The sequence below is a fragment of the Streptomyces sp. NPDC006925 genome, from assembly GCF_042869575.1.
GTDB lineage: Bacteria > Actinomycetota > Actinomycetes > Streptomycetales > Streptomycetaceae > Streptomyces.
This window is the reverse complement of sequence record NZ_JBIAGB010000015.1, coordinates 42208-63565: the sequence shown is the minus strand read 5'-3', so window position 1 is coordinate 63565 and position 21358 is coordinate 42208. Positions and strand designations below refer to the sequence as shown.

Annotated in this window: 15 protein-coding genes; 13 read left to right on the top strand and 2 right to left on the bottom strand. The window is 70.3% G+C overall.

Annotated elements, in window-relative coordinates:
• The first annotated feature begins 124 nt into the window (after window positions 1-124).
• From ACFYNS_RS20665 to ACFYNS_RS20605, 13 genes are all read left to right on the top strand, one after another.
• Complete coding sequence (locus ACFYNS_RS20665; RefSeq protein WP_388604452.1) at window positions 125-1072, top strand: carbohydrate ABC transporter permease; 948 nt, start codon at window positions 125-127, stop codon at window positions 1070-1072.
• A gap of 19 nt (window positions 1073-1091) precedes the next feature.
• A complete protein-coding gene (locus ACFYNS_RS20660) occupies window positions 1092-2033 on the top strand; it encodes a carbohydrate ABC transporter permease (RefSeq protein ID WP_388604359.1) in 942 nt (313 codons plus the stop codon).
• 234 nt (window positions 2034-2267) lie between these two features.
• The gene (locus ACFYNS_RS20655; RefSeq protein WP_360291572.1) at window positions 2268-3527 is read left to right on the top strand and encodes an extracellular solute-binding protein; all 1260 of its coding nucleotides are present in this window, start codon (window positions 2268-2270) and stop codon (window positions 3525-3527) included.
• Window positions 3528-3579: 52 nt separating this feature from the next.
• On the top strand, window positions 3580-4524 hold the full coding sequence (locus tag ACFYNS_RS20650; protein WP_019357333.1) for a carbohydrate ABC transporter permease: 945 nt from the start codon (window positions 3580-3582) through the stop codon (window positions 4522-4524).
• Window positions 4524-5447 carry a carbohydrate ABC transporter permease gene (locus tag ACFYNS_RS20645; protein ID WP_360291568.1) on the top strand — a complete coding sequence of 308 codons (924 nt, stop codon included), beginning with the start codon at window positions 4524-4526 and terminating at the stop codon, window positions 5445-5447. Before ACFYNS_RS20650 ends, ACFYNS_RS20645 begins: the two co-directional genes overlap by 1 nt.
• A gap of 304 nt (window positions 5448-5751) precedes the next feature.
• Window positions 5752-6936 (top strand): ROK family protein, encoded by a 1185-nt coding sequence (locus ACFYNS_RS20640; protein ID WP_388604449.1) that lies wholly within the window; start codon window positions 5752-5754, stop codon window positions 6934-6936.
• Window positions 6937-7101: 165 nt separating this feature from the next.
• Window positions 7102-8214, top strand: a complete 1113-nt coding sequence (locus ACFYNS_RS20635; protein ID WP_019357330.1) for a substrate-binding domain-containing protein — start codon at window positions 7102-7104, stop codon at window positions 8212-8214.
• A 67-nt stretch (window positions 8215-8281) separates the two neighbouring features.
• Entirely contained in the window at window positions 8282-9088 is an 807-nt protein-coding gene (locus ACFYNS_RS20630; RefSeq protein ID WP_360291563.1) for an ATP-binding cassette domain-containing protein, read from the top strand.
• On the top strand, window positions 9085-10413 hold the full coding sequence (locus tag ACFYNS_RS20625) for a sugar ABC transporter permease (protein ID WP_388604357.1): 1329 nt from the start codon (window positions 9085-9087) through the stop codon (window positions 10411-10413). The genes ACFYNS_RS20630 and ACFYNS_RS20625 overlap by 4 nt, the downstream gene beginning before the upstream one ends.
• 513 nt (window positions 10414-10926) lie before the next feature.
• Window positions 10927-12843 carry a 1-deoxy-D-xylulose-5-phosphate synthase gene (gene dxs / locus ACFYNS_RS20620; protein WP_360291560.1) on the top strand — a complete coding sequence of 639 codons (1917 nt, stop codon included), beginning with the start codon at window positions 10927-10929 and terminating at the stop codon, window positions 12841-12843.
• A 345-nt stretch (window positions 12844-13188) separates the two neighbouring features.
• A complete protein-coding gene (locus tag ACFYNS_RS20615) occupies window positions 13189-14736 on the top strand; it encodes a glycosyltransferase family 39 protein (protein ID WP_360291557.1) in 1548 nt (515 codons plus the stop codon).
• 183 nt (window positions 14737-14919) lie between these two features.
• On the top strand, window positions 14920-15453 hold the full coding sequence (locus tag ACFYNS_RS20610; protein WP_388604354.1) for a type VII secretion target: 534 nt from the start codon (window positions 14920-14922) through the stop codon (window positions 15451-15453).
• Window positions 15450-17765, top strand: coding sequence for a hypothetical protein (locus ACFYNS_RS20605; RefSeq protein WP_388604352.1), 2316 nt, complete (start codon window positions 15450-15452; stop codon window positions 17763-17765). The genes ACFYNS_RS20610 and ACFYNS_RS20605 overlap by 4 nt, the downstream gene beginning before the upstream one ends.
• A 154-nt stretch (window positions 17766-17919) precedes the next feature.
• On the opposite strand, the gene ACFYNS_RS20600 is transcribed toward ACFYNS_RS20605, so the two are convergent.
• A complete protein-coding gene (locus tag ACFYNS_RS20600; protein WP_360291548.1) occupies window positions 17920-20040 on the bottom strand; it encodes a 3-hydroxyacyl-CoA dehydrogenase NAD-binding domain-containing protein in 2121 nt (706 codons plus the stop codon).
• 2 nt (window positions 20041-20042) lie between these two features.
• Window positions 20043-21257, bottom strand: a complete 1215-nt coding sequence (locus tag ACFYNS_RS20595; RefSeq protein WP_360291545.1) for an acetyl-CoA C-acyltransferase — start codon at window positions 21255-21257, stop codon at window positions 20043-20045.
• Between the last annotated feature and the right edge of the window lie 101 nt (window positions 21258-21358).

Below are 21358 nucleotides of genomic sequence, written 5' to 3'. Positions count from 1 at the left end.
CGGGGAGAATCGGAGCGGCGTGAAGACTGAGACACGGCCGGCCACGGGCGGGCAGACGAGCGGGAAGCGGCCTGTCGGGCGGACCCGGGCGGGCGGGGGAGCGGCCTTCGCGCTGGCCGTCGTCCTGCCGCCCCGGTTCACCCCGGAGCGGGTGCGCAACGACCGCAGATACCGCACGCTGGACAAGTACCGCTTCATCGTGGGCTTTCTGGCCCTGCCGCTGGCCTTCTACGCGGTCTTCGTCATCTCCCCGTTCCTCCAGGCGATCTACTACTCGTTCACGGACTGGGCGGGCGGTGCCACGGCGAACTTCGTCGGCTTCGACAACTACGTGAAGATGTGGAACGACGAGCGCTTCTGGGCCTCCTTGCAGTCCAGTCTGCTGCTGCTGGTCGTCGTTCCGCTGGTCACCCTGGCACTGGGCATCTTCTTCGCCTACATGATCACCGCGGGTGGACGGCACCGCAGGGGACAGGCGGTCTCGGGCGTGGCGGGCTCCTCGCTCTACAAGATCGTCTACTTCTTCCCGCAGGTGCTGTCCATCGCGCTGATCGCCGTGGTGTGGCAGCAGGTCTACAGCTCCCGCAGCGGCCTGCTCAACGGCCTGCTCGGCTCCGTGGGGCTGGAGGGGCTCGAACAGCGCTGGCTGGGCGGCGACTACAAGCTCGCCCTCTTCTCGACCATGGCGGTGATCGCCTGGAGCTTCGTCGGCTTCTACGTGGTGCTCTTCTCGGCCGCCATGGGCGCCATCCCCAAGGACATCTACGAGGCCGCGCTGCTGGACGGCGCCGGGCGCGCCGCGACCTTCTTCCGGGTCACCCTGCCGCTGATCTGGGACACCGTGCGCACCGGCTGGATCTACATGGGCATCCAGGCCCTGGACGCCTTCGCGGTCGTGCTGATCATGGTGCCGCCGCATGCGCTGAAGGTGACCCCGGTCTACCTCTACGAGCGGTTCCGGGAGGGGCAGTTCGGCTATGCCACCGCCATCGGCGTGGTGCTCCTCGTCCTCAGCATGGTCTTCACACTGATCGTGATGCGGGTCGGGCGCCGTGACCAGATCGAGTACTGAGAAGCGGGGAAGCGAAGCGATGAGTGCCGAACCGATGTCCACCGACGCCGTCACCGACCGGGCGGAGGATCCCGCCGCGCCCCCCTCCACGCCCGCCGCCGGGGACGCGGCACGCTTCGGCCCGGGGCGCGGCGAGAGCGGCGTGCTGAACGTCTTCTCGCACGCCTTCCTGATCGCCTGGGTGGTGATGGCGGCCGGACCGCTGATCTGGGTGGCGCTGACGGCCTTCCGCCCCACCGCGGACTTCCTCAACGACCCGATGGGTCTGCCGACCTCGCTCCACTGGCAGAACTTCGCGCATGCCTGGACAGAGGCGAAGATCGGCCGGTACGCGTTCAACTCGGTGATCATCCTGGCGGGCTCGCTGACCGGCACCATGCTGCTGGGCTCGATGGCGGCCTACGTCATCGCCCGGTTCACCTTTCCGGGCAACCGGTTCGTCTTCCTGCTGTTCGCCGGCGGCATGATGTTCCCGGTGATCCTGGCGCTGATCCCGCTCTTCACCATCATGGACAACATGTCCCTGCTGGACACCCGCCCGGGTCTGATCATCGCCTACATCGCCTATTCGCTGCCCTTCACCACCTTCTTCCTCACCTCGTTCTTCCGGACCCTGCCCAGCGGGGTCCAGGAGGCGGCGATGATCGACGGGGCCTCGCACACCCGGACGTTCTTCCAGGTGATGATGCCCATGGCCAAGCCGGGCCTGGTGAGCATCGGGATCTTCAACTTCCTCGGCCAGTGGAACCAGTACCTGCTGCCGCTGCTGCTCAACAACGAGGACGAGAACAACTACGTGCTGCCTCAGGGGCTCGCGGCGTTGACGGTGTCGCAGGGCTACGCGGGAGACTGGGGGGCCCTGTTCGCCGGGCTCACCATCGCCATGGTGCCGGTGCTGGTGGTCTATGCCGTCTTCCAGCGGCAGGTGCAGGCGGGGCTGACGGCCGGTGCCCTGAAGTAGGCCGGTCTAACCCTCCGTGGGGCGCGGTGATTTCAGGTTGGCCACGAAAGTGGCCTAGACCTGTGCGACGGAATATGCCGTGAGTAGTCTCTGCGCCGTAGCGGCACGGGGGAACACCTCACCGAGCGGTCGGGGCCCTCCTCGACCGACGCTGCCCGGGAGGTCCGGGTCGCGCCCGGAGCGTGACGCATCACCTGCGAGCAAGTCGACACCGATGTCGAAGGGTTGAGCAACATGAACAAGAGAGCAGCGGCGGCCGGCGCCGCAGTGCTCGCCATGGCACTGAGCGTGACCGCCTGTGGCGGTGACAGCGGGGGCTCCGGGGACAAGAACACCATCAAACTGGTGGCCGCCGACTACGGCGACAAGAAGTCCAACGCCTCCAAGATCTACTGGGACAAGGTGGCCGAGGACTTCGAGAAGCAGAACAAGGACATCAAGGTCGACGTCCAGGTCATCAACTGGAACGACATCGACAAGCAGGTCAAGACGATGATCCAGAGCGGCAACGTGCCGGATCTGCTGCAGACCGGCGGCTACGCCGACAAGGTCGCCGACGACCTGCTCTACAAGGCGGACGAGGTCCTCTCGCCCGCGACGCAGAAGAACCTCATCCCCTCCTTCGCCAAGGCCGGCGAGGTGGACGGTACCCAGTACGGCATCCCGTGGGTCTCCTCCTCCCGGGTGCTCTTCTACAACAAGGAGGTCTTCAAGGAGGCGGGCATCAAGAACCCGCCGAAGACCTGGGACGAGCTGGCCGACGCCGCGGAGAAGATAAAGAAGTCCAAGGCCGCCGACACCCCCTACGCGCTGCCCCTGGGCCCCGAGGAGGCCCAGGGCGAGATGATGATGTGGGAGCTGGGCAACGGCGGTGGCTACACCGACGGCAGCGGCAAGTACACCATCGACAGCGCCAAGAACGTCGAGACCTTCAACTGGCTGCAGGACAACCTGGTCAAGCCGGGGCTGACCTACTCCAACCCGGGCACCACCGACCGCAAGACCGCCTTCGCGGACTTCGCGGCCGGCAAGGCGGGCATGCTCAACGGCCACCCGAGCCTGGTCCAGATGGCCAAGCAGGGCAAGGTCGACTACGGCGTCACCACCATCCCCGGCAAGGACGGACCGCTGAAGTCCACCCTCGGCGTCGCCGACTGGATGATGGCCTTCAAGGACGGCGGCAAGCAGAAGCAGATCAAGAAGTTCCTCGACTTCGTCTACTCGAAGAAGATGCTGAAGTTCGACGAGATGTACAACTTCCCGCCCGTCACCCAGGACGCGCTGGAGACGATGCAGTCCAACGGCAAGCACGAGGACCTGAAGCCCTTCTTCGACGAGCTGCAGAACGCCAAGTTCTACCCGCTGGGCGACCCGTCCTGGGACGTCGTCTCCGCCGAGATCAAGAAGAGCGGCGGCAAGGCGGCCAAGGAGGACCCGAAGAAGGTCCTGGGCGACCTGCAGAAGAAGGCGGAGGAGGCGGCGGCCGACAAGTAGGCCGCGGCCCGCACCACCCTGCACCTCCGTACCGCAAGGAGACCCCGTGTCAATGAAGGCCCCGCCGTCCCCGGCCCGCAGGAGCCGGGGGCGGGGAGGGCAGTCCGGCCGGCCGGTCCGCCGCACGAGCGGCGGGCTGGCCCGGCTGGGCCCGCTCCCCTGGATCGCCCCTGTCGTCCTGCTCATTCTCGCTGTCGTCGTCTGGCCCGTCATCGAGCTGATCAGGACCTCGTTCCTGAACATCAGCATCGCGGGGATCGTGCGGGGCTCGGCCGGCACCGACAAGTACAAGAAGCTCTTCGACGAGACCGACTTCGGCCACGTCCTGCTGTGGACCGTGCTGTGGACGGTCGTGGTCGTCGGCGTGACGATGCTGCTCTCGCTCTGCCTGGCGCAGCTGTTCAACCAGAACTTCCCCGGCCGCCGCGTCACCCGCTGGGCCCTCATCGCACCCTGGGCCGCCTCGGTGCTGATGACGGCGATCGGCTTCAAGTGGATGCTCAACCGGACGGCCGGTGTGCTGAACACCGTCATGATCGACCTGGGCATCATCGACAGCTCCAAGGACTGGCTGGGATCGGCCGGTACCGCCTGGCCCTGGATGATGTTCGTGGCGGTCTTCGTCTCGCTGCCCTTCACCACCTACACCCTGCTGGCCGGGCTCCAGACGATCCCGGCCGACGTCTACGAGGCCGCGCGGATCGACGGCGCCGGTTCCTGGCAGACCTACAAGGGCATCACGCTGCCGCTGCTGCGCCCGGCCTTCCTCGTCGGCGTGGTCATCAACCTGATCAACGTCTTCAACTCGTTCCCGATCATCTGGGCGATGACGCAGGGCGGACCGGGCAGCGACACCGCGACGACCACGGTGTTCATGTACAAGCTGAAGGAGACGGACATCGCCGAGTCCGCGGCGATGTCGGTGGTCAACTTCGCGATGGTCGTCGTGCTCGTGCTGATCTTCCTGAAGGTCAGCCGGTGGAACGAGGAGGACTGATGGCGACCGCAACCCAGACCGCCGGAGCCGGCCCCGGCCGCGACCCCGAGTCCGCCGAGCGGGGTCCCGCCGCGCCCGCCAGGCCCACGGCGCGGCCGCCGAAGCGCACCTTCCGGCCCCGCACCCTGGTGATCACCGCCGTGGCCTGGCTGCTCGCGGCCCTGTTCCTCGCGCCGTACCTGGAGATGATCGTCACGGCCCTGCGGCCGGCCGACGAGCTGCGGGACCGCACCTATCTGCCGGACACGCTGAACTGGTCGAACTTCATCGACGTCTGGAAGGAGTCCTCGCTCGGGGACAACCTCCAGGTGACGCTGCTGATCTCCGGCGGCGCCACGATCCTGGTGCTGCTCGTCTCGCTGCCGGCCGCGTACTACACGGCGCGGATGCGGTTCCGGGGACGCAAATGGTTCCTCCTGCTGGTGCTGGTCACCCAGATGTTCCAGCCGACGGCGCTGCTGGTGGGGCTCTACCGGGAGTTCCACCAGCTGGAGATGCTCAACTCGATCTGGACACTGATCCTCACCAACGCCGCGTTCAACCTGGCCTTCGCCGTGTGGATCCTGACCGCCTACATCGGGTCGATCCCGCCGGAGCTGGAGGAGGCGGCGATGGTGGACGGCACCAGCCGCTTCGGCGCGATGATCAAGGTGACGCTGCCGCTCGCACTGCCTGGCGTGGTGACCGCGGTGATCTTCACCTTCATCACGTCCTGGAACGAGTTCGTGATGGGGCTGACGCTCTCCACCGAGCCGGACAAGCAGCCGCTGACCGTCGGGATCAACAATTTCATCGGCGCCTACACGGTGCAGTGGAACTACCTGTTCGCCGCGTCGGTCGTCGCGATCATCCCGGTGATCGTCCTGTTCGCCTTCATCGAGCGGCACGTGGTCTCCGGCCTGACCGCGGGCTCCGTGAAGTGACCGCCTGCCGTGCCCCGGCCGGCCGGTGGCCGGCCGGGGCACGGCCGTGCGCGTCTCCGTACCGCGGTCTGCGCCGAGCGCCGTACACGGGCAGAAAGCGGGCATAGACTTCTGCACGCCCGTGGCTGTTCCCGGGTTCCCGGTCGCCGCCGGGGACCCGGCGCTTTGTTCCCGCTCAGCTCCGTATGATGAGCCACAAATGAGCACCAGCCGTTCCCCGCCCGGCTCGCAGGGCTTGACGGGAAGAACCGCCGGGGCTCTGCTAAGGGTTCAGATGTTGGAGACAAGCGGGGAGTGAACAGTGGTGGAGACTCCGGGGTCGCAGTCCTCGCTGCACCGGGCCAATCTCGAGCGTGTCGTACGGGCGGTCCGGATGGCCGGTTCGCTCACCCAGGCGGAGATCGCCCGCGGCACGGGGCTGTCAGCGGCGACCGTCTCCAACATCGTCCGTGAGCTCAAGGACGCCGGGACCGTGGAGGTCACCCCCACCTCGTCGGGCGGACGCCGGGCCCGGGCCGTCTCGCTGAGCGCCGACGCCGGGATCGTCGTCGGGGTCGACTTCGGCCACTCCCACCTGCGGGTCGCCGTCGGCAACCTGGCGCACACCGTGCTGGCCGAGGACGCCGAGCCCATCGACGTGGACGCCTCGGCCGAGCAGGGCTTCGACCGTGCCGAGCGCCTGGTGCGGCGGCTGGTGGGGGAGAGCGGCATCAGCCCGGGCAAGGTCATCGGCATCGGGCTGGGCGTCCCCGGCCCCATCGACATCGAGACCGGTGTGCTCGGCTCCACCGCCATCCTCCCCGGCTGGGCGGGGACCAACCCGCGCGACGAACTCGCCGCGCGGACCGGGGTGCCCGTCTACGTCGACAACGACGCCAATCTCGGCGCGCTCGGCGAACAGGTCTGGGGCGCCGGCCACGGCGCCCGCGACCTGGCCTACATCAAGGTCGCCAGCGGCGTCGGCGCCGGCCTGGTGATCAACGGCCAGATCTACCGCGGCCCGGGCGGCACCGCGGGCGAGATCGGGCACATCACGCTGGACGAGTCCGGTCCGGTCTGCCGTTGCGGCAACCGCGGCTGCCTGGAGACCTTCACCGCGGCCCGCTACGTGCTGCCGCTGCTGCACTCCAGCCACGGCACGGATCTGACCATGGCCCGGGTGGTGCGGCTGGCGGCGGAGGGCGATCCGGGCTGCCGCCGGGTCGTCGCCGACATCGGCCGCTACATCGGCAGCGGCGTCGCCAGCCTCTGCAACCTCCTCAACCCCTCGCGGGTGGTGCTCGGCGGCGACCTCGCGAAGGCGGGGGACCTGGTGCTGGGCCCGGTGCGGGACTCGGTCGCGCGCTACGCCATCCCCAGCGCGGCGCGTCGGCTGAAGGTCCTGCCCGGCGAACTCGACAGCCGCGCCGAGGTGTTGGGCGCCCTCGCGCTGGTCCTCGACGAGATGGGCGACGCCACCCTGGTGGATGCCGCCTCGGCGGCCGCCTGAGGGGCGCCCCGCGCACCGGACAGCAACATCCTGGGTTTCTGTCTTCAACGGATGGCATCGTTGTCGTCTCGTTAAGTATTAGCTTATTGACCGCTGAGTCCCCTGCGAGTTGACTTCCGGACACCCCGGCCGCACCGCCGCGGCCCCGTCAGGGAGGTCTCTGAAATGCACGCAGCGCTGCGCGGCATCGCCCTCGGCACCATCACGCTCTCGCTCGCCCTCAGCACGGCCGCCTGCGGCAGTGCGGACCAGGCGGACGGCAAGGACAGCGACAAGTCCAAGAAGGGTCCGCTGACCATCGGGCTGCTGCTGCCCGAGAACCAGACGGCCCGCTACGAGCGGTTCGACAAGCCGCTGATGGTCAAGAAGATCAAGGAACTGGCGGGCAAGGACACCAAGGTCCTGTACGCCAACGCCAAGCAGGACGCCAACCTGCAGCAGCAGCAGGTCGAAACGATGATCACCAAGAAGGTCGACGCGCTGATCGTCGACGCGGTGGACGCCAAGTCGATCTCCAGCTCGGTCAAGAAGGCCGACGACAGCGACATCCCCGTCGTCGCCTACGACCGGCTGGCCGAGGGCCCGATCAAGGCCTACACCTCGGTCGACAACCCCCGGGTCGGCAGAATCCAGGCCCAGTCCCTGCTCGACGAGCTGGGCGACAAGGCCGACAAGGGCAAGATCGTCATGATGAACGGCTCCGTCACCGACCCGAACGCCAAGATGTACAAGGACGGCGCCCACTCCGTCCTCGACGGCAAGGTGAAGATCGGCAAGGAGTACGACACCAAGGAGTGGAAGCCGGAGAACGCCAACGAGAACATGAAGGGCGCCATCTCCTCGCTCGGCAAGAAGAACATCGTCGGCGTCTACTCCGCCAACGACGGCATGGCGGGCGGCATCATCACCGCGCTGAAGCGCGCGGGCTTCGACAAGGACAAGCTCCCTCCGGTCACCGGCCAGGACGCCGAGCTCAACGCGGTGCAGCGGATCCTCGCGGGCTCGCAGTTCATGAGCGTCTACAAGCCCTACGTGCCCGAGACCTCGGCGGCCGCGGAGTTCGCCGTCGCGCTGGCCCGCGGCGAGTCCCTGGACAAGATCGCTTCCTCGAAGACCGACAGCCAGTCCGAGAAGGGCGTCCCGACGAAGATCGTCACGCCGCTTCCGCTGACCAAGGACGACATCAAGAAGTACGTCGGCAAGTCCGGATTCTTCACGGCCAAGGAGATCTGCACCGCCGACTTCAAGAAGGCATGCACCGAGGCGGGCATCAAGTAACCCCTCAGGCGGCCGGCCCGCCCACCGCCGCGGCGGTGGGCCCGGGCACGGCCCCGGGGCAGAAGGAGTGATTCACGTGTCCGCTACGCCCGTGCTGGCGTTGCGCGGAGTCTCCAAGCGGTTCGGCGCCGTCCAGGCGCTCACGGACGTCGAGCTGGAGGTCCACCCCGGCGAGGTCGTCGCACTCGTCGGGGACAACGGTGCAGGAAAGTCCACCCTGGTCAAGGCCATCGCGGGCGTCGGCCCGGCCGACGAGGGCACGGTGGAATGGAACGGCGAACCCGTCCGGATCGACCGGCCGCACGACGCCCAGGAACTGGGCATCGCGACCGTCTACCAGGACCTTGCGCTGTGCGACAACCTCGATGTCGTCGGGAACCTCTTCCTCGGCAACGAGATCAAGCCGCGCGGGATCCTGGACGAGGTGGAGATGGAGCGCCGCGCCCGCGAGCTGCTCTCCACGCTCTCCATCCGCATCCCCAGCGTCCGCGTCCCCGTCGCCTCGCTCTCCGGCGGGCAGCGGCAGACCGTCGCCATCGCCCGCTCCCTGCTGGGCGAGCCCCGCGTCGTCATCCTCGACGAACCCACAGCCGCGCTCGGTGTGGAGCAGACCGCGCAGGTCCTCGACCTGGTCGAACGGCTCCGGGAGCGGGACCTGGGAGTGCTGCTGATCAGCCACAACATGGCAGACGTCCGGGCCGTCAGCGACCGGGTCGCGGTGCTCCGCCTCGGCCGCAACAACGGGACGTACACGGTGAGCGAGACCACCCAGGAGGAGATCGTCTCCGCGATCACCGGGGCGACCGACAACGTCGTGACCCGCCGCGACGCCCGTACCGCCCAGAGCGCGCGCCCGAAGGAGGTGCAGCAGTGACCACCGACACCCCCACGAACGGCACGCCGGCCGACGACGCGCCCGTGGACATGGCGAAGGCCCCGGAGGACGGGGCGAGCGGAGCGCCGGCCCCGGCGGCCGAGGTCTCCACCGTCGACCCCCGGCTGCTGGTGCGCCAGCAGGGCTTCAGCGGATATCTGGACGTCCTGCTGCGCCGGCTGCGGACCGGCGAGCTGGGCTCGGTCCCGGTCGTCATCGGCCTGCTGGTCATCGGTGTGGTCTTCCAGCTCCAGGACTCGGCGTTCCTGAGTGCGAACAACCTCAGCAACCTGTTCGTGCAGAGCGCGGGCACCGGGCTGATCGCCGTCGGGATCGTCTTCGTGCTGATCCTCGGCGAGATCGACCTGTCGGTCGGTTCGGTCAGCGGCATGTCCGCTGCGGTGCTGGCCGTCCTCAACATCAACCACGGGATGAACGAGGTCCTGGCGGTCCTGCTGGCCATCCTCACCGGGATGGCGGCCGGCGCCGTCCACGGCTTCTTCTTCGCCAGGATCGGCGTCCCGGCCTTCGTGGTCACCCTGGCGGGTCTGCTGGGCTGGAACGGCCTGATGCTCCAGATCCTGGGGCCGAGCGGAACGATCAACCTCGACGCCGACGGTGTGGTGGCGCATCTCACCAACTATTACTTCGCCGACAAGGCGGCGGCCATGGGCCTGGCCACCGTCTGCGTGCTGGCCTTCCTCGCCTTCTCGCTGCTGGACGCGCGGCGGCGGAAGGCGGCCGAGGTCCCCAGCCGCCCGCTGAGCGAGATCCTGCTGCGCACCGCGATCCTGGCGGTCCCGGCGTACGCGGCGGCGGCCGTCTTCAACTCCTACCGGGGGCTGCCGCTGGCCGTGGTGATCTTCCTGGGCATGGTCGTCCTCGGCGACTTCGTGCTGCGCCGTACGGGCTACGGCCGCAAGGTCTTCGCCGTCGGCGGGAGCAGCGAGGCGGCGGGCCGGGCCGGGATCAACGTGCCGCTGATCCGGATCACGGTCTACGCGATCGCCGGAACGATGGCGGCCGTCGGCGGACTGTTCTTCGCGTCACAGATCAACGCGGCCAACCAGTCCTCCGGCGCGGGCAGCCTGCTGATGAACTGCATCGCGGCAGCCGTCATCGGCGGCACCAGCCTCTTCGGCGGCCGCGGGAAGACCTGGTCGGCGCTGCTGGGCGCGCTGGTCATCCAGTCGATCAACTCGGGCATGGCGCTGCTGGGCACCGGCTCCGCGCTGCGCGACATGATCACCGGTGCGGTGCTGCTGGCCGCGGTGGTGATCGACTCGGTCTCCCGGCGGACGCAGAAGACCGCCGGGCGGGCCTGACCCGTCCGGGACGAGAGGCTGCGGGACGGACCGGCCGGGTCCGAGTGATCGGGCCCGGCCGAGTCTGTTCCGGGCGCTTGCGGCGCGGATTCCGGCGCCGTCCGGTCCGGGCACGGTCCGGACGCGGTCCGGACCCCGGAGTGGGCGGCTGACCTGCGGATCCGCGCGGCTCGGCGGCGGTGCCGTGCGTGTCGCGCATCACCTGGCCTGCGGCCGGGACACGAGGGGTACCCCGGGAGCACTTCCCGGAGTACCCCTCGCGCGTGACCGGCCCGGGCGGGCCCGGGCAGGCAGTGGGGAGACCGGCGGGAGACATGCCGAGACGCGGCATTCGTGTGACTGAGTTGCCACCGTCCGGTGAATCCGTGCGGCGGCGGAACATTAGACTTTGGGAGCACCTCTTCCGGACTCCGTCCGGTGGTACCTCCGGGCCGAGGCCCGGGGGAGGAATCGGCACGGTCCGACAACGACGGCTCGACAGCGTTCGATCACGCTTGACGCAAGGAGGTACGGGTGGCGTTGCTGACCCGCATCAGGGGACCACGCGATCTGGACCGGCTCGCTCCGGAGCAGCTCGAGGAGCTGGCCGAGGAGATCCGCACCTTCCTGGTCGAGGCGGTCTCCAAGACCGGTGGCCATCTGGGTCCGAACCTGGGCGTGGTGGAGCTGACCCTCGCCCTGCACCGGGTGTTCGACTCGCCGAGAGACCGGGTGCTGTTCGACACCGGGCACCAGTCTTACGTGCACAAGCTGCTGACCGGGCGGCAGGACTTCTCGAAGCTGCGGCTCAAGGGCGGCCTGTCGGGCTACCCCTCGCGGGCTGAGTCGGCACACGACGTGATCGAGAACTCGCACGCCTCGACGGTGCTGGGATGGGCGGACGGCCTGGCCAAGGCGAACGAGGTGCGGGGTGCCGACGACCACGTGGTCGCGGTCATCGGCGACGGCGCGCTCACCGGCGGGATGGCCTGGGAGGCCCTCAACAACATCGCCGCGGCTCAGGACCGGCCGCTGGTGATCGTGGTCAACGACAACGAGCGCTCCTACTCGCCCACCATCGGCGGACTCGCCGACCATCTGGCCACGCTGCGCACCACCGACGGCTACGAGCGCTTCCTCGCCCGCGGCAAGGACGTGCTCAACCGCACCCCTGTGGTGGGCAAGCCGCTGTACGAGACGCTGCACGGCGCGAAGAAGGGGCTGAAGGACTTCATCGCGCCGCAGGGGATGTTCGAGGACCTGGGGCTGAAGTACGTCGGCCCGATCGACGGGCACGACATCGCGGCGGTGGAGTCGGCGCTGCAGCGCGCCAAGCGGTTCGGCGGCCCGGTGCTGGTGCACTGCCTCACCGAGAAGGGCCGCGGCTACCAGCCCGCCCGGCAGGACGAGGCCGACCAGTTCCACGCCGTCGGGGTCATCCACCCCGACACCGGGCTGCCGGTGAAGTCCTCGGGCGCCGACTGGACTTCCGTCTTCAGCGAGGAGATGGTCAAGCTCGGCCGGGAGCGGAAGGACATCGTCGCCATCACGGCGGCCATGATGCGGCCGGTCGGACTGCACGCCTTCGCGCAGGAGTTCCCCGAACGCGTGTACGACGTGGGGATCGCCGAGCAGCACGGCGCGGTCTCCGCCGCCGGGCTCGCGACCGGCGGACTCCACCCCGTCTTCGCCGTCTACGCCACCTTCCTCAACCGCGCCTTCGACCAACTCCTGATGGACGTCGCACTGCACAGGTGCGGCGTGACCTTCGTGCTGGACCGCGCCGGGGTCACCGGTTCGGACGGCGCCTCGCACAACGGCATGTGGGACATGTCCATCCTCCAGTGCGTGCCCGGCCTGCGGTTGGCCGCGCCCCGCGACGCCGACCAGGTGCGTGCCCAGTTGCGCGAGGCCGTCGAGGTGGACGACGCGCCGACCGTGGTGCGCTACTCCAAGGGCGCCGTCGGCCCCGCCGTCCCCGCACTGCGCCGGATCGGCGGCATGGACGTGCTGCGGGAGCCCGCCGAGGACGCGGCCGGCGACGTGCTGATCGTGTCCGTCGGAGCGCTCGCGCCGATGTGCCTGGAGATCGCCGACCTGCTGGACAAGCAGGGGATCACCGCCACCGTGGTGGACCCCCGCTGGGTCAAGCCGGTCGACGAGGCGCTCCCCGCGCTGGCGGACCGGCACCGGGTCGTCGTCACCGTCGAGGACAACAGCCGTGCGGGCGGGGTCGGCTCCGCCGTGGCGCAGGCGCTGCGGGACGCCGGGGTGGACGTGCCGCTGCGGGACTTCGGCATCCCCGAGCGTTTCCTGGACCACGGCTCCCGCAAGGAGATCATGGCGGAGATCGGGCTCACCGCGCCGGACATCGCCCGGCAGGTGACGGGGCTCGTCGCCAAGCTGGAAGGGCGCTTCGACGCGGCGCGTGCCGAGGTGGCCAGCGACTGACCCGCGCCTCGCGCCTCGCGCCTCGTCGGCCGCGGGCGCCGCTCGGTGCTCCCATCGAGTCCGGTGCGCCCCTCGGGGCCGGGCCCCTGCGGTCCGGGCCCCAGGGGCGGTCCGTACCCGGGAAGGTCCCGAACCGGACCGGTGCGGGCCGGGAGCGCAGCGCCCCGGAAACGGGTGGGCGAGGCCGCGGCAATCGGGCGGCGGCCCGGGACGCCGGAGACGACGGCTGTCCGGGACGAGGCGACGGCGACGGCCTTCGGGACGGCCGGGGGGCGGGTCCGCCGTCGGCGGCCGATTCCGGGGCCGGGGAGGCCGCGGGCCCGGGGGCTCGCTAGATTGAGCGGTATGCCGCTGTCCCTCGCCACGGAGCGCCCTACCACCGCCGCGCGCGCCAAGGACGCGGTGGCGAACCGGACGCGGCTCCTCGCCGTCCTCACCGTGCTCACGATCCTCACCCGGCTCCCGTCCTTCGCCCGCACACCGTGGAATCCGGACGAGGGATATCTGGCCACGCAGGCGCGCCAACTGGCCGACGGCGGCGTCCTCTACGACACGGTCGTGGACCGCAAGCCCCCGTTCGTGCCGTTGCTCTACCGGGGCGCCTTCGCGGTCTTCGGCGACGGTTCGCTGTGGCCGGTGCGGGTGGCGGCCGTCGTCGCGGTCGTGGTGGGTGCGGCCCTGGCCGCGTCCTTGGCGTCCCGCCGCTGGGGTGAGCGGGCCGGGTGGACGGCGGGGATCTGCTACGTCTTCCTGTCGGTTGGGCTCAAGCCGGAGGACACCCAGGCGGCGACGTTCGAGGTCTTCATGCTGCCGTGGACGGTCGCCGCGATCTGGTACGCCGAGCGCGCCCGGTGGCTCGGGGCCGGGCTGGCGGTCGCCGGAGCGGTGCTCTCGAAGCAGACCGGCGGTGCGGTGCTGCTGCCGGTCCTGGTGCTGCTGTGGCAGTACCGAGCCGGCTGGCCGGCGGTCGTCCGGGTGGCCGCCGGAGCGGCGCTCCCGGTGGTGAGCGCTGCTCTCGCCTTCGATCCGGGGCGGTTCCTGTACTGGATCGCAACGGGTTCCGGCTCCTATCTCTCCGCCGACGGCGCCGGGTTCAAACCCCTGTTGCGCGCCCTCGCGGGGGTCGGGCTGCTCACGCTCGCCGCGCTGCCGCTCGTCGTCGCGCTCGTCCGCTGCGTCCGCTCCCGCCGTGCGGGCTCCCGCACCGCCGCAGGGCCCCCGGCGCGCGATCCGCTGCGCGGCACCGCCGATCTGTGGATCTGGCTGGTCGCCTCGTTCGGAGCCGTCACCGTGGGCTTCCAGTTCTTCGGGCACTACTTCCTCCAGCTCGTCCCGCCCCTCGCGGTCCTCGGCGCGGCGGCGCTGCACGGGCTGACCGCGCGGGCCGCCACCGCTGCGCTGGCCGCGACGGCCTTCCTGGCCTGCGCGTTCGTCGGCTGGGGCTTCACCGCCAGCAGGGCCGAGGTCGACCATGCGCGTCGGCTGGCCGACACCGTGCGCTCCTACACCGACCGCAAGGACCGGGTGCTGCTGTGGGGCATGCATCCGGAGGGGTACTGGCTGTCCGAGCGGTCGCCCGCCTCCCGCTATCTGACCGCGGGGTTCCTCACCAACTTCAGCGGCGGACGCGGCGAGGCCCGAGTGGGCGAGCGCTATGCGATGGACGGCGCCTGGCCGCACTTCGAGCGCGAACTGCGCAGGCGCCCGCCGGAGTTGATCGTGGACGACTCGCGCGGCAAACGGTACGGGGTCCAGCAGATCCCCACTCTGCGTCGGCATCTCGCCCGCCACTACGAGAAGGTGGCCACCATCGACGGTTCGTCGTTCTACCTGCGCAACCGGCCCGACCTCCGCTCCACCACGCGCGCGGGCCACGCGCCGCAGGCCCGCTGACCGCTCCCTCGAAACGCCCCACCGGCCTCACACGCCCCATCGGCCCCGTGCGGCCCCCGGTTGTCCAGCTTCCGCTCCCCGGCTGATCGCCTGCTGTTCGCCTGCGGCGGCTACGTTCGCCGCCGCGTGCGCCGGCTCGTGGCACGCGGTCCAGAAACGGCACGGGGGAAACGGGTGGTCAGCTTGTCGTTCGAGCAGGAGTGGGCCGGTCTCAAGGCCGCCTACGCGCCGGAGGGAACGGTGCATATGCGGCTCGCCGGAACGGGCGGAACCGGGGGGTGCGGCGACGGGCCCGGCGGCGGGCAGCAGGCCAAGCCGCGGCTCCATGTGACCGCCCAGGTGCTGCGAGGCCGCGCGGGCCGCGCCGGGACGGTGCGGGGCCAGTTCCTGAAGGCGGACGACGAGGTCATGCGGGAGACCGGAGAGATCACCGGCAGCCTCGGCGGTTTCCGGACCGAGACCGCGCTCGCCACCTTCCAGGAGCGCTGGCGCGACCAGATGTCCTACGTCGACCAGCAGTTCTCCGGCACGGCGTCCGCGCTGCGCAAAGCCGCCGGCGCGTTCACCACCGAGGACCACCACCGCAAGGCGGACATCGACCGCCTCGCGGCCGCCACGGACCGCCGCGGCCGGGGTGACGAGAGCGGCCCGGACGCCGGGATTGGCAGCGGCGCGCACGACGGCAGGCACCTCCCGGCCACGAGCGGTTCCCGATGAGCGACGGGCTCGGCTATCCCGAGGTACGGCACGCCGACCTCACCCCGCTGAGCGAGGCCGTGGCCAAGTGGAAGACCGCACCCGGCAAGTTCGAGCAGGTCGCCACCAACTTCGCCACCGAGGTCGTCAAGGGCCTGGCCGACTCGGACTGGGAGGGCGAGAGCGCCGAGGCGGCCTGGCGCAGGTTCCGCACCGTGCGGGCCCAACTGCTGGCCGCGCAGGAGGAGGCGCGCCGGACGCACATCGTGCTGTCCGAGGCGCTGGGTCGGTTCCGCTCCGCGCAGAAGGCGCTCCAGGACATCGTCGACGAAATCGAGGGCCATGAGCATCTGCGGCTCGACCCGCGGGACGGCACCGTCTCCCTGAAACTGACGGACGAGGAGGAGCAGCACCGCACCCTGTGGGCCAAGGCGTACCGCGAGATCATCGCCGGCTACCGGGACCGCACCCGCGCGGCGCTCGACAGCGCGGACCAGGCCGACCGGGACCTCGCGCACGCGCTGACGGCCGACGTCAACGGCACCGCGCGCGGCTTCAACGACCGCGCGTACGACAGCCTGGCGGCCGCCCGTGCCCAGGCGGCGCGGGACCTGAAGGAGGCCCTGAACCTGGCGCGGGCCGAGAACGGCACGACCGGCTCGGCCCGACTGGAGCGGTTCACCGCGCTGATCACCCGGCACAGCCAGGACCCGGAGTTCGCTGCACGGTTCGCCACCGAGCTCGGGGCCGAGCGGACGCTGCGCCTCTGGTACAACGCCACCCATCCACACCACCCGGACCATCCGGAGACCGAGATCGACGACGCGGCGTGGTGGAAGTCGGCGAAGGTGCTCCAGGAGTCGCTGAGCACCACGCTGGCCCACGCCACGCACGTGGACACCCCCGCGATGCGGCAGTGGCAGCAGGACATGATCGCGCTGGGCGACCAGCGTCTGGAGAGCAGCGGCGGCCGGACACACCCCTACGGCTTCCAGCTCATGAGCAACCTGATGCACTCGGGTACCTACGACGGCGGCTTTCTGAACCGCTACGGGGACCGGCTCGTGGCCTGGGACGAGAAGCTCAACACCCGCGACGGCTACGCCTACTGGGCCAACTCCGCCGACACCGACGACCTCGACCCCGGCGGTGCGCCGGGCGACACCGGACACGACGCGCTGGTCGGCTTCCTGGAGGCCCTTGGGCACAACCCCGGCGCCGCCACCACCTTCTTCGCGCAGCCTGCGGACGTCAGCGGTGTGGTGGACCGCGACGGCGAACTCAACGACCGCCTCGCCTACCTGACGCAGGACCGCAACTGGATCTTCGACGGCAACACCCGGGCAGGGCCCCGTGAGATGCCCGGCCACGAGGCGCTCGGCCACGCCCTCACCGCCGCCGCCACCGGCTACGCCTGGGACGATCCGCAACTGACCGGCGAGGACCCGGAGCTCTTCCGGCACGGCGGCGACCGGCGCACAGCCGCGACCGCGGACGTCATGGAGCAGGTCGTCCACGTCTACGGCGGCCCGAAGGGCCCCGAACTGCTGCACGAGCAGCCCGCGCTCGCGCCGAGCCTCGGCGCGATGGGCGGCGCCTACGTGGACGACCTCAACCGCGCCGTCTCCGGAGTCGGCGACTCGCTGCAGAGCACCGGAGCGTTCCCGCCCGCCTACCCGGGCGCCGCCGCCCTCAGCCGGGGGCAGGCGGTCGACTTCCTCAGCGTGCTGGGGCAGAACGAGACGTCGCACGGCCTGATGAACCAGGCCGAACACCTCTACACGCTGGACAGGTTGGCCCGGAACCCGCCGTCCGCGAGCGAGGAGAGCTGGGCGGCGGGGCGGCGGGTGCTGCTCACCGAGGCGGAGGCCCGTGGCACGCTCGACCACTCCCGGGTGCAGCACATCGAGGCACAGTACGCCGCCGACAGCGCAGAGGCCCAGCGGGCCTTCCGCGAGTCGGCGAACTGGACACGGGTCGGCATCAGTTCCTCGGCACCGGCCCTCGCCAACGGGATTCTCTCGGTGGTCGGGAAGAGCGGACCCTGGGGCGTGGTGATTCCCATCGCACAGGCGGGCGGGGTGGAGTTCGCGAAACTCTTCCACGACGACGCGGTTTTCGGCGGGCCCGATCTGCCCGATCCCCCGGAGAACACGGATCAGTTCTTCGCCCGGGGCGAGCGGGATCTCGGAGCGACCGCGGAGAAATATCTGGAGAACTACGGGAAGGGCCCGGATGTGACCGGGGATCTCGCGGACGACATCAAGTCCAAGTACCTGGCCGTCGGTCCGCAGGGCGACGCATTCGAGGGCCGCGAACCCTATACGGGGTAAGACGGGGCGGGAGTGCGCGGTCCGGGGCTCTCCCGCGGGTGCCGAGGACGCCGACGGCCCCGTCCCGGCACTCCGCGGGGAGTGCCGGGACGGGGCCCGATCCGGATCCCGCCGGGCGCGGTGCCCGTGCGCGGCGGAAGGGATCGCTAGCGGCTCACTCCGGGATGCTGGCGATGCCCGGAGCCAGGAAACGGCGGCCGGTGGCACGCTCGCTGACACCCTCGCGGTCCAGGTAGGGCGTGACCCCGCCGAGGTGGAAGGGCCAGCCGGCACCTGTGATCAGGCACAGGTCGATGTCCTGGGCCTCGGCCACCACGTCCTCGTCCAGCATCAGCCGGATCTCCTCGGCGATGGCGTCCAGCGCCCGCTCCCGCACCTGCTCCTCCGTCAGGACGGTGTCGCCGACCTGGAAGAGGGCGGCGACCTCCGGGTCCATCTCCTGGGTGCCCGGCACGTAGAGGTTCCGCTTGCCGGCCTCGACGACCCGGCCCAGGTTCTCGGAGACGGCGAATCGGTCCGGGAAGGCGGCGTGCAGGGTGCCCGCGACGTGGTGCGCGACGGCCGGGCCGACCAGTTCCAGCAGCTGGATCGGCGACATCGGCAGCCCGAGCGGCGCCAGCGCGCGGTCGGCGGTCTCGACCGGGGTGCCCTCGTCGATGGAGCGCAGCACCTCGCCGAGGAACCGGGTCAGCACCCGGTTGACGACGAATGCCGGAGCGTCCTTGACCAGGACCGCGGTCTTCTTCAGCTTCTTGGCGACGCCGAACGCGGTGGCCAGCGCCGCGTCGTCGGTCTGCTCGCCCCGCACGATCTCCAGCAGCGGGAGGATGGCGACCGGGTTGAAGAAGTGGAAGCCCACGACCCGCTCGGGGTGCTTGAGCTGCGAGGCCATCTCGCTGATGGACAGCGAGGAGGTGTTCGTCGCGAGGATGGCGTGCTCCGGCACGGCCGCCTCGACCTCGGCGAACACCTTCTGCTTGACGCCCATCTCCTCGAAGACGGCCTCGATCACGAAGTCGGCGTCGGCGAACGCGGTCGCCTTGTCGAGCGAACCGGTCACCAGGGCCTTGAGCCGGTTGGCCTTGTCCTGGTTGACGCGGCCCTTGAGCAGCAGCTTGTCGATCTCCTCGTGGCAGTAGGCCACGCCCTTGTCGACCCGCTCCTGGTCGATGTCGGTCAGCACGACCGGCACCTCCAGGCGGCGGGCGAACAGCAGGCCGAGCTGCGAGGCCATCAGCCCGGCGCCGACCACGCCGACCTTGGTGACCGGACGCGCGAGGTCCTTGGAGGGGGCGCCCGCCGGACGCTTGGCGCGCCGCTGCACCAGGTTGAAGGCGTAGATGCCACTGCGCAGCTCCCCGCCCATGATCAGGTCGGCGAGCGCCTGGGTCTCGGCCTCGAAGCCCTTGCGCAGATCACCGTTCTTGGCCGCGGCGATGATGTCCAGGGCGCGGTAGGCGGCCGGAGCCGCGCCGTGCACCTTGCTGTCGGCGATCTGCCGGCCCCGCTCGACGGCCGCGTCCCACGCCTCGCCGCGGTCGATCTCGGGGCGTGCCACCTCGATCTCGCCCTTGAGCACGGCGGCGGTCCAGCGCAGCGACTCCTCCAGGAAGTCGGCGCCCTCGAACAGCGCGTCGGCGATGCCCAGCTCGTAGACCTGCGCGCCCTTGAGCTGCCGGTTCTGGTTGAGCGAATTCTCGACGATGACGCTGACCGCGCGGTCGGCGCCGATCAGGTTCGGCAGCAGGGCGCAGCCGCCCCAGCCGGGTACCAGGCCGAGGAAGACCTCGGGCAGCGAGAAGGCGGGCAGCGCGGCCGAGACGGTGCGGTAGGTGCAGTGCAGTCCCGCCTCGACGCCGCCGCCCATCGCCGCGCCGTTGTAGTAGGCGAAGGTCGGTACGGCCAGGTCGGACAGCCGCACGAAGACGTCGTGGCCGCCCTTGCCGATGGCGACCGCGTCCTCGTGCCGCTTCAGCAGCTCGACGCCCTTGAGGTCCGCGCCGACCGCGAAGATGAAGGGCTTGCCGGTGAGGCCGACGCCCTTGATCTCGCCGTCCGCGGCCTCCTTCTCCACCTGGTCGAGGGCGGCGTTCAGGTTGGCCAGCGACTGCGGCCCGAAGGTGGTGGGCTTGGTGTGGTCCAGCCCGTTGTCCAGCGTGATGAGGGCGAACCGGCCCGCGCCGGACGGCAGGTCGAGGTGGCGTACGTGCGCCTGGGTGACGACCTCGTCCGGGAACAGCTCGGCCGCACCCTTCAGCAGCTCAGCGGTGCTCATTCTTACTTGCCCTCCCAGTGGGGGTTCTCCCAGATGACGGTCCCGCCCATGCCGAAGCCGACGCACATGGTGGTCAGGCCGTAGCGGACGTGCGGCTGCTCCTCGAACTGGCGGGCGAGCTGGGCCATCAGCCGCACGCCGGAGGAGGCCAGCGGGTGGCCGAAGGCGATGGCGCCGCCGTACTGGTTGACGCGCGGGTCGTCGTCGGCGATGCCGTAGTGGTCCAGCAGGGCGAGCACCTGGACGGCGAACGCCTCGTTGACCTCGAACAGGCCGATGTCGTCGATCGACAGGCCGGCCTGGGCCAGCGCCTTCTCGGTGGCCGGCACCGGTCCGACGCCCATCACCTCCGGCTCCACACCGGCGAACGCGTAGGAGACCAGCCGCATCTTGACCGGCAGGCCCAGCTCCCGGGCGACGTCCTCGGCGGCGATGAGGGAGGCGGTGGCACCGTCGTTCAGACCGGCGGAGTTGCCCGGGGTGACGCGGCCGTGCGCACGGAAGGGCGTCTTGAGCCCGGCCAGGTTCTCCAGGGTGGTGCCGGGCCGCATCGGTTCGTCGGCGGTGGCCAGGCCCCAGCCGGTCTCGCCGCCCTCGGGCGAGGTGCGGCGGATCGAGATCGGCACCAGGTCCGGCTGGACCCTGTCGTTCGCGTACGCCTTGGCGGCCTTCTCCTGGCTGCGGACCGCGAAGGCGTCGGCGCGCTCCTTGGTCAGGTGCGGGAAGCGGTCGTGCAGGTTCTCGGCAGTCATGCCCATGAACATCGCCGACTCGTCGACCAGCTTCTCCGAGACGAAGCGTGGGTTGGGGTCCACGCCCTCGCCCATCGGGTGGCGGCCCATGTGCTCGACGCCGCCGGCGACGACGAGGTCGTAGGCGCCGAAGGCGATCGATCCGGCGGTCGTCGTCACGGCCGTCATCGCGCCCGCGCACATCCGGTCGATGGAGTAGCCGGGGACGGTCTTCGGCAGCCCCGCGAGGATCCCGGCGGTGCGGCCCAGGGTCAGCCCCTGGTCACCGATCTGGGTGGTCGCCGCGACGGCGACCTCGTCGATGCGCTCCGGAGGCAGGTCGGGGTTGCGGCGCAGCAGCTCGCGGATGCACTTGACGACCAGGTCGTCGGCGCGGGTCTCGTGGTAGATGCCCTTGGGGCCCGCCTTGCCGAACGGTGTGCGAACGCCGTCGACGAAGACGACGTCCCTTGCGGTACGAGGCACGTTGGCTCTCCTCCAGGTGCGGCCAGGGGTCGGTCGACCCCCATGCTACTTACCGGTAACCAGGTGGCAAGGGGCCGCCCGGCCGAGGGGCACACGTCACA

Bases quoted from the DNA above. Each gene is read 5' to 3' on its own strand.
- ACFYNS_RS20660 (WP_388604359.1), top strand. From the start codon at position 1,092: ATGAGTGCCGAACCGATGTCCACCGACGCCGTCACCGACCGGGCGGAG.
- ACFYNS_RS20655 (WP_360291572.1), top strand. From the start codon at position 2,268: ATGAACAAGAGAGCAGCGGCGGCCGGCGCCGCAGTGCTCGCCATGGCA.
- ACFYNS_RS20650 (WP_019357333.1), top strand. From the start codon at position 3,580: ATGAAGGCCCCGCCGTCCCCGGCCCGCAGGAGCCGGGGGCGGGGAGGG.
- ACFYNS_RS20645 (WP_360291568.1), top strand. From the start codon at position 4,524: ATGGCGACCGCAACCCAGACCGCCGGAGCCGGCCCCGGCCGCGACCCC.
- ACFYNS_RS20635 (WP_019357330.1), top strand. From the start codon at position 7,102: ATGCACGCAGCGCTGCGCGGCATCGCCCTCGGCACCATCACGCTCTCG.
- ACFYNS_RS20615 (WP_360291557.1), top strand. From the start codon at position 13,189: ATGCCGCTGTCCCTCGCCACGGAGCGCCCTACCACCGCCGCGCGCGCC.
- ACFYNS_RS20605 (WP_388604352.1), top strand. From the start codon at position 15,450: ATGAGCGACGGGCTCGGCTATCCCGAGGTACGGCACGCCGACCTCACC.
- ACFYNS_RS20600 (WP_360291548.1), bottom strand. From the start codon at position 20,040: ATGAGCACCGCTGAGCTGCTGAAGGGTGCGGCCGAGCTGTTCCCGGAC.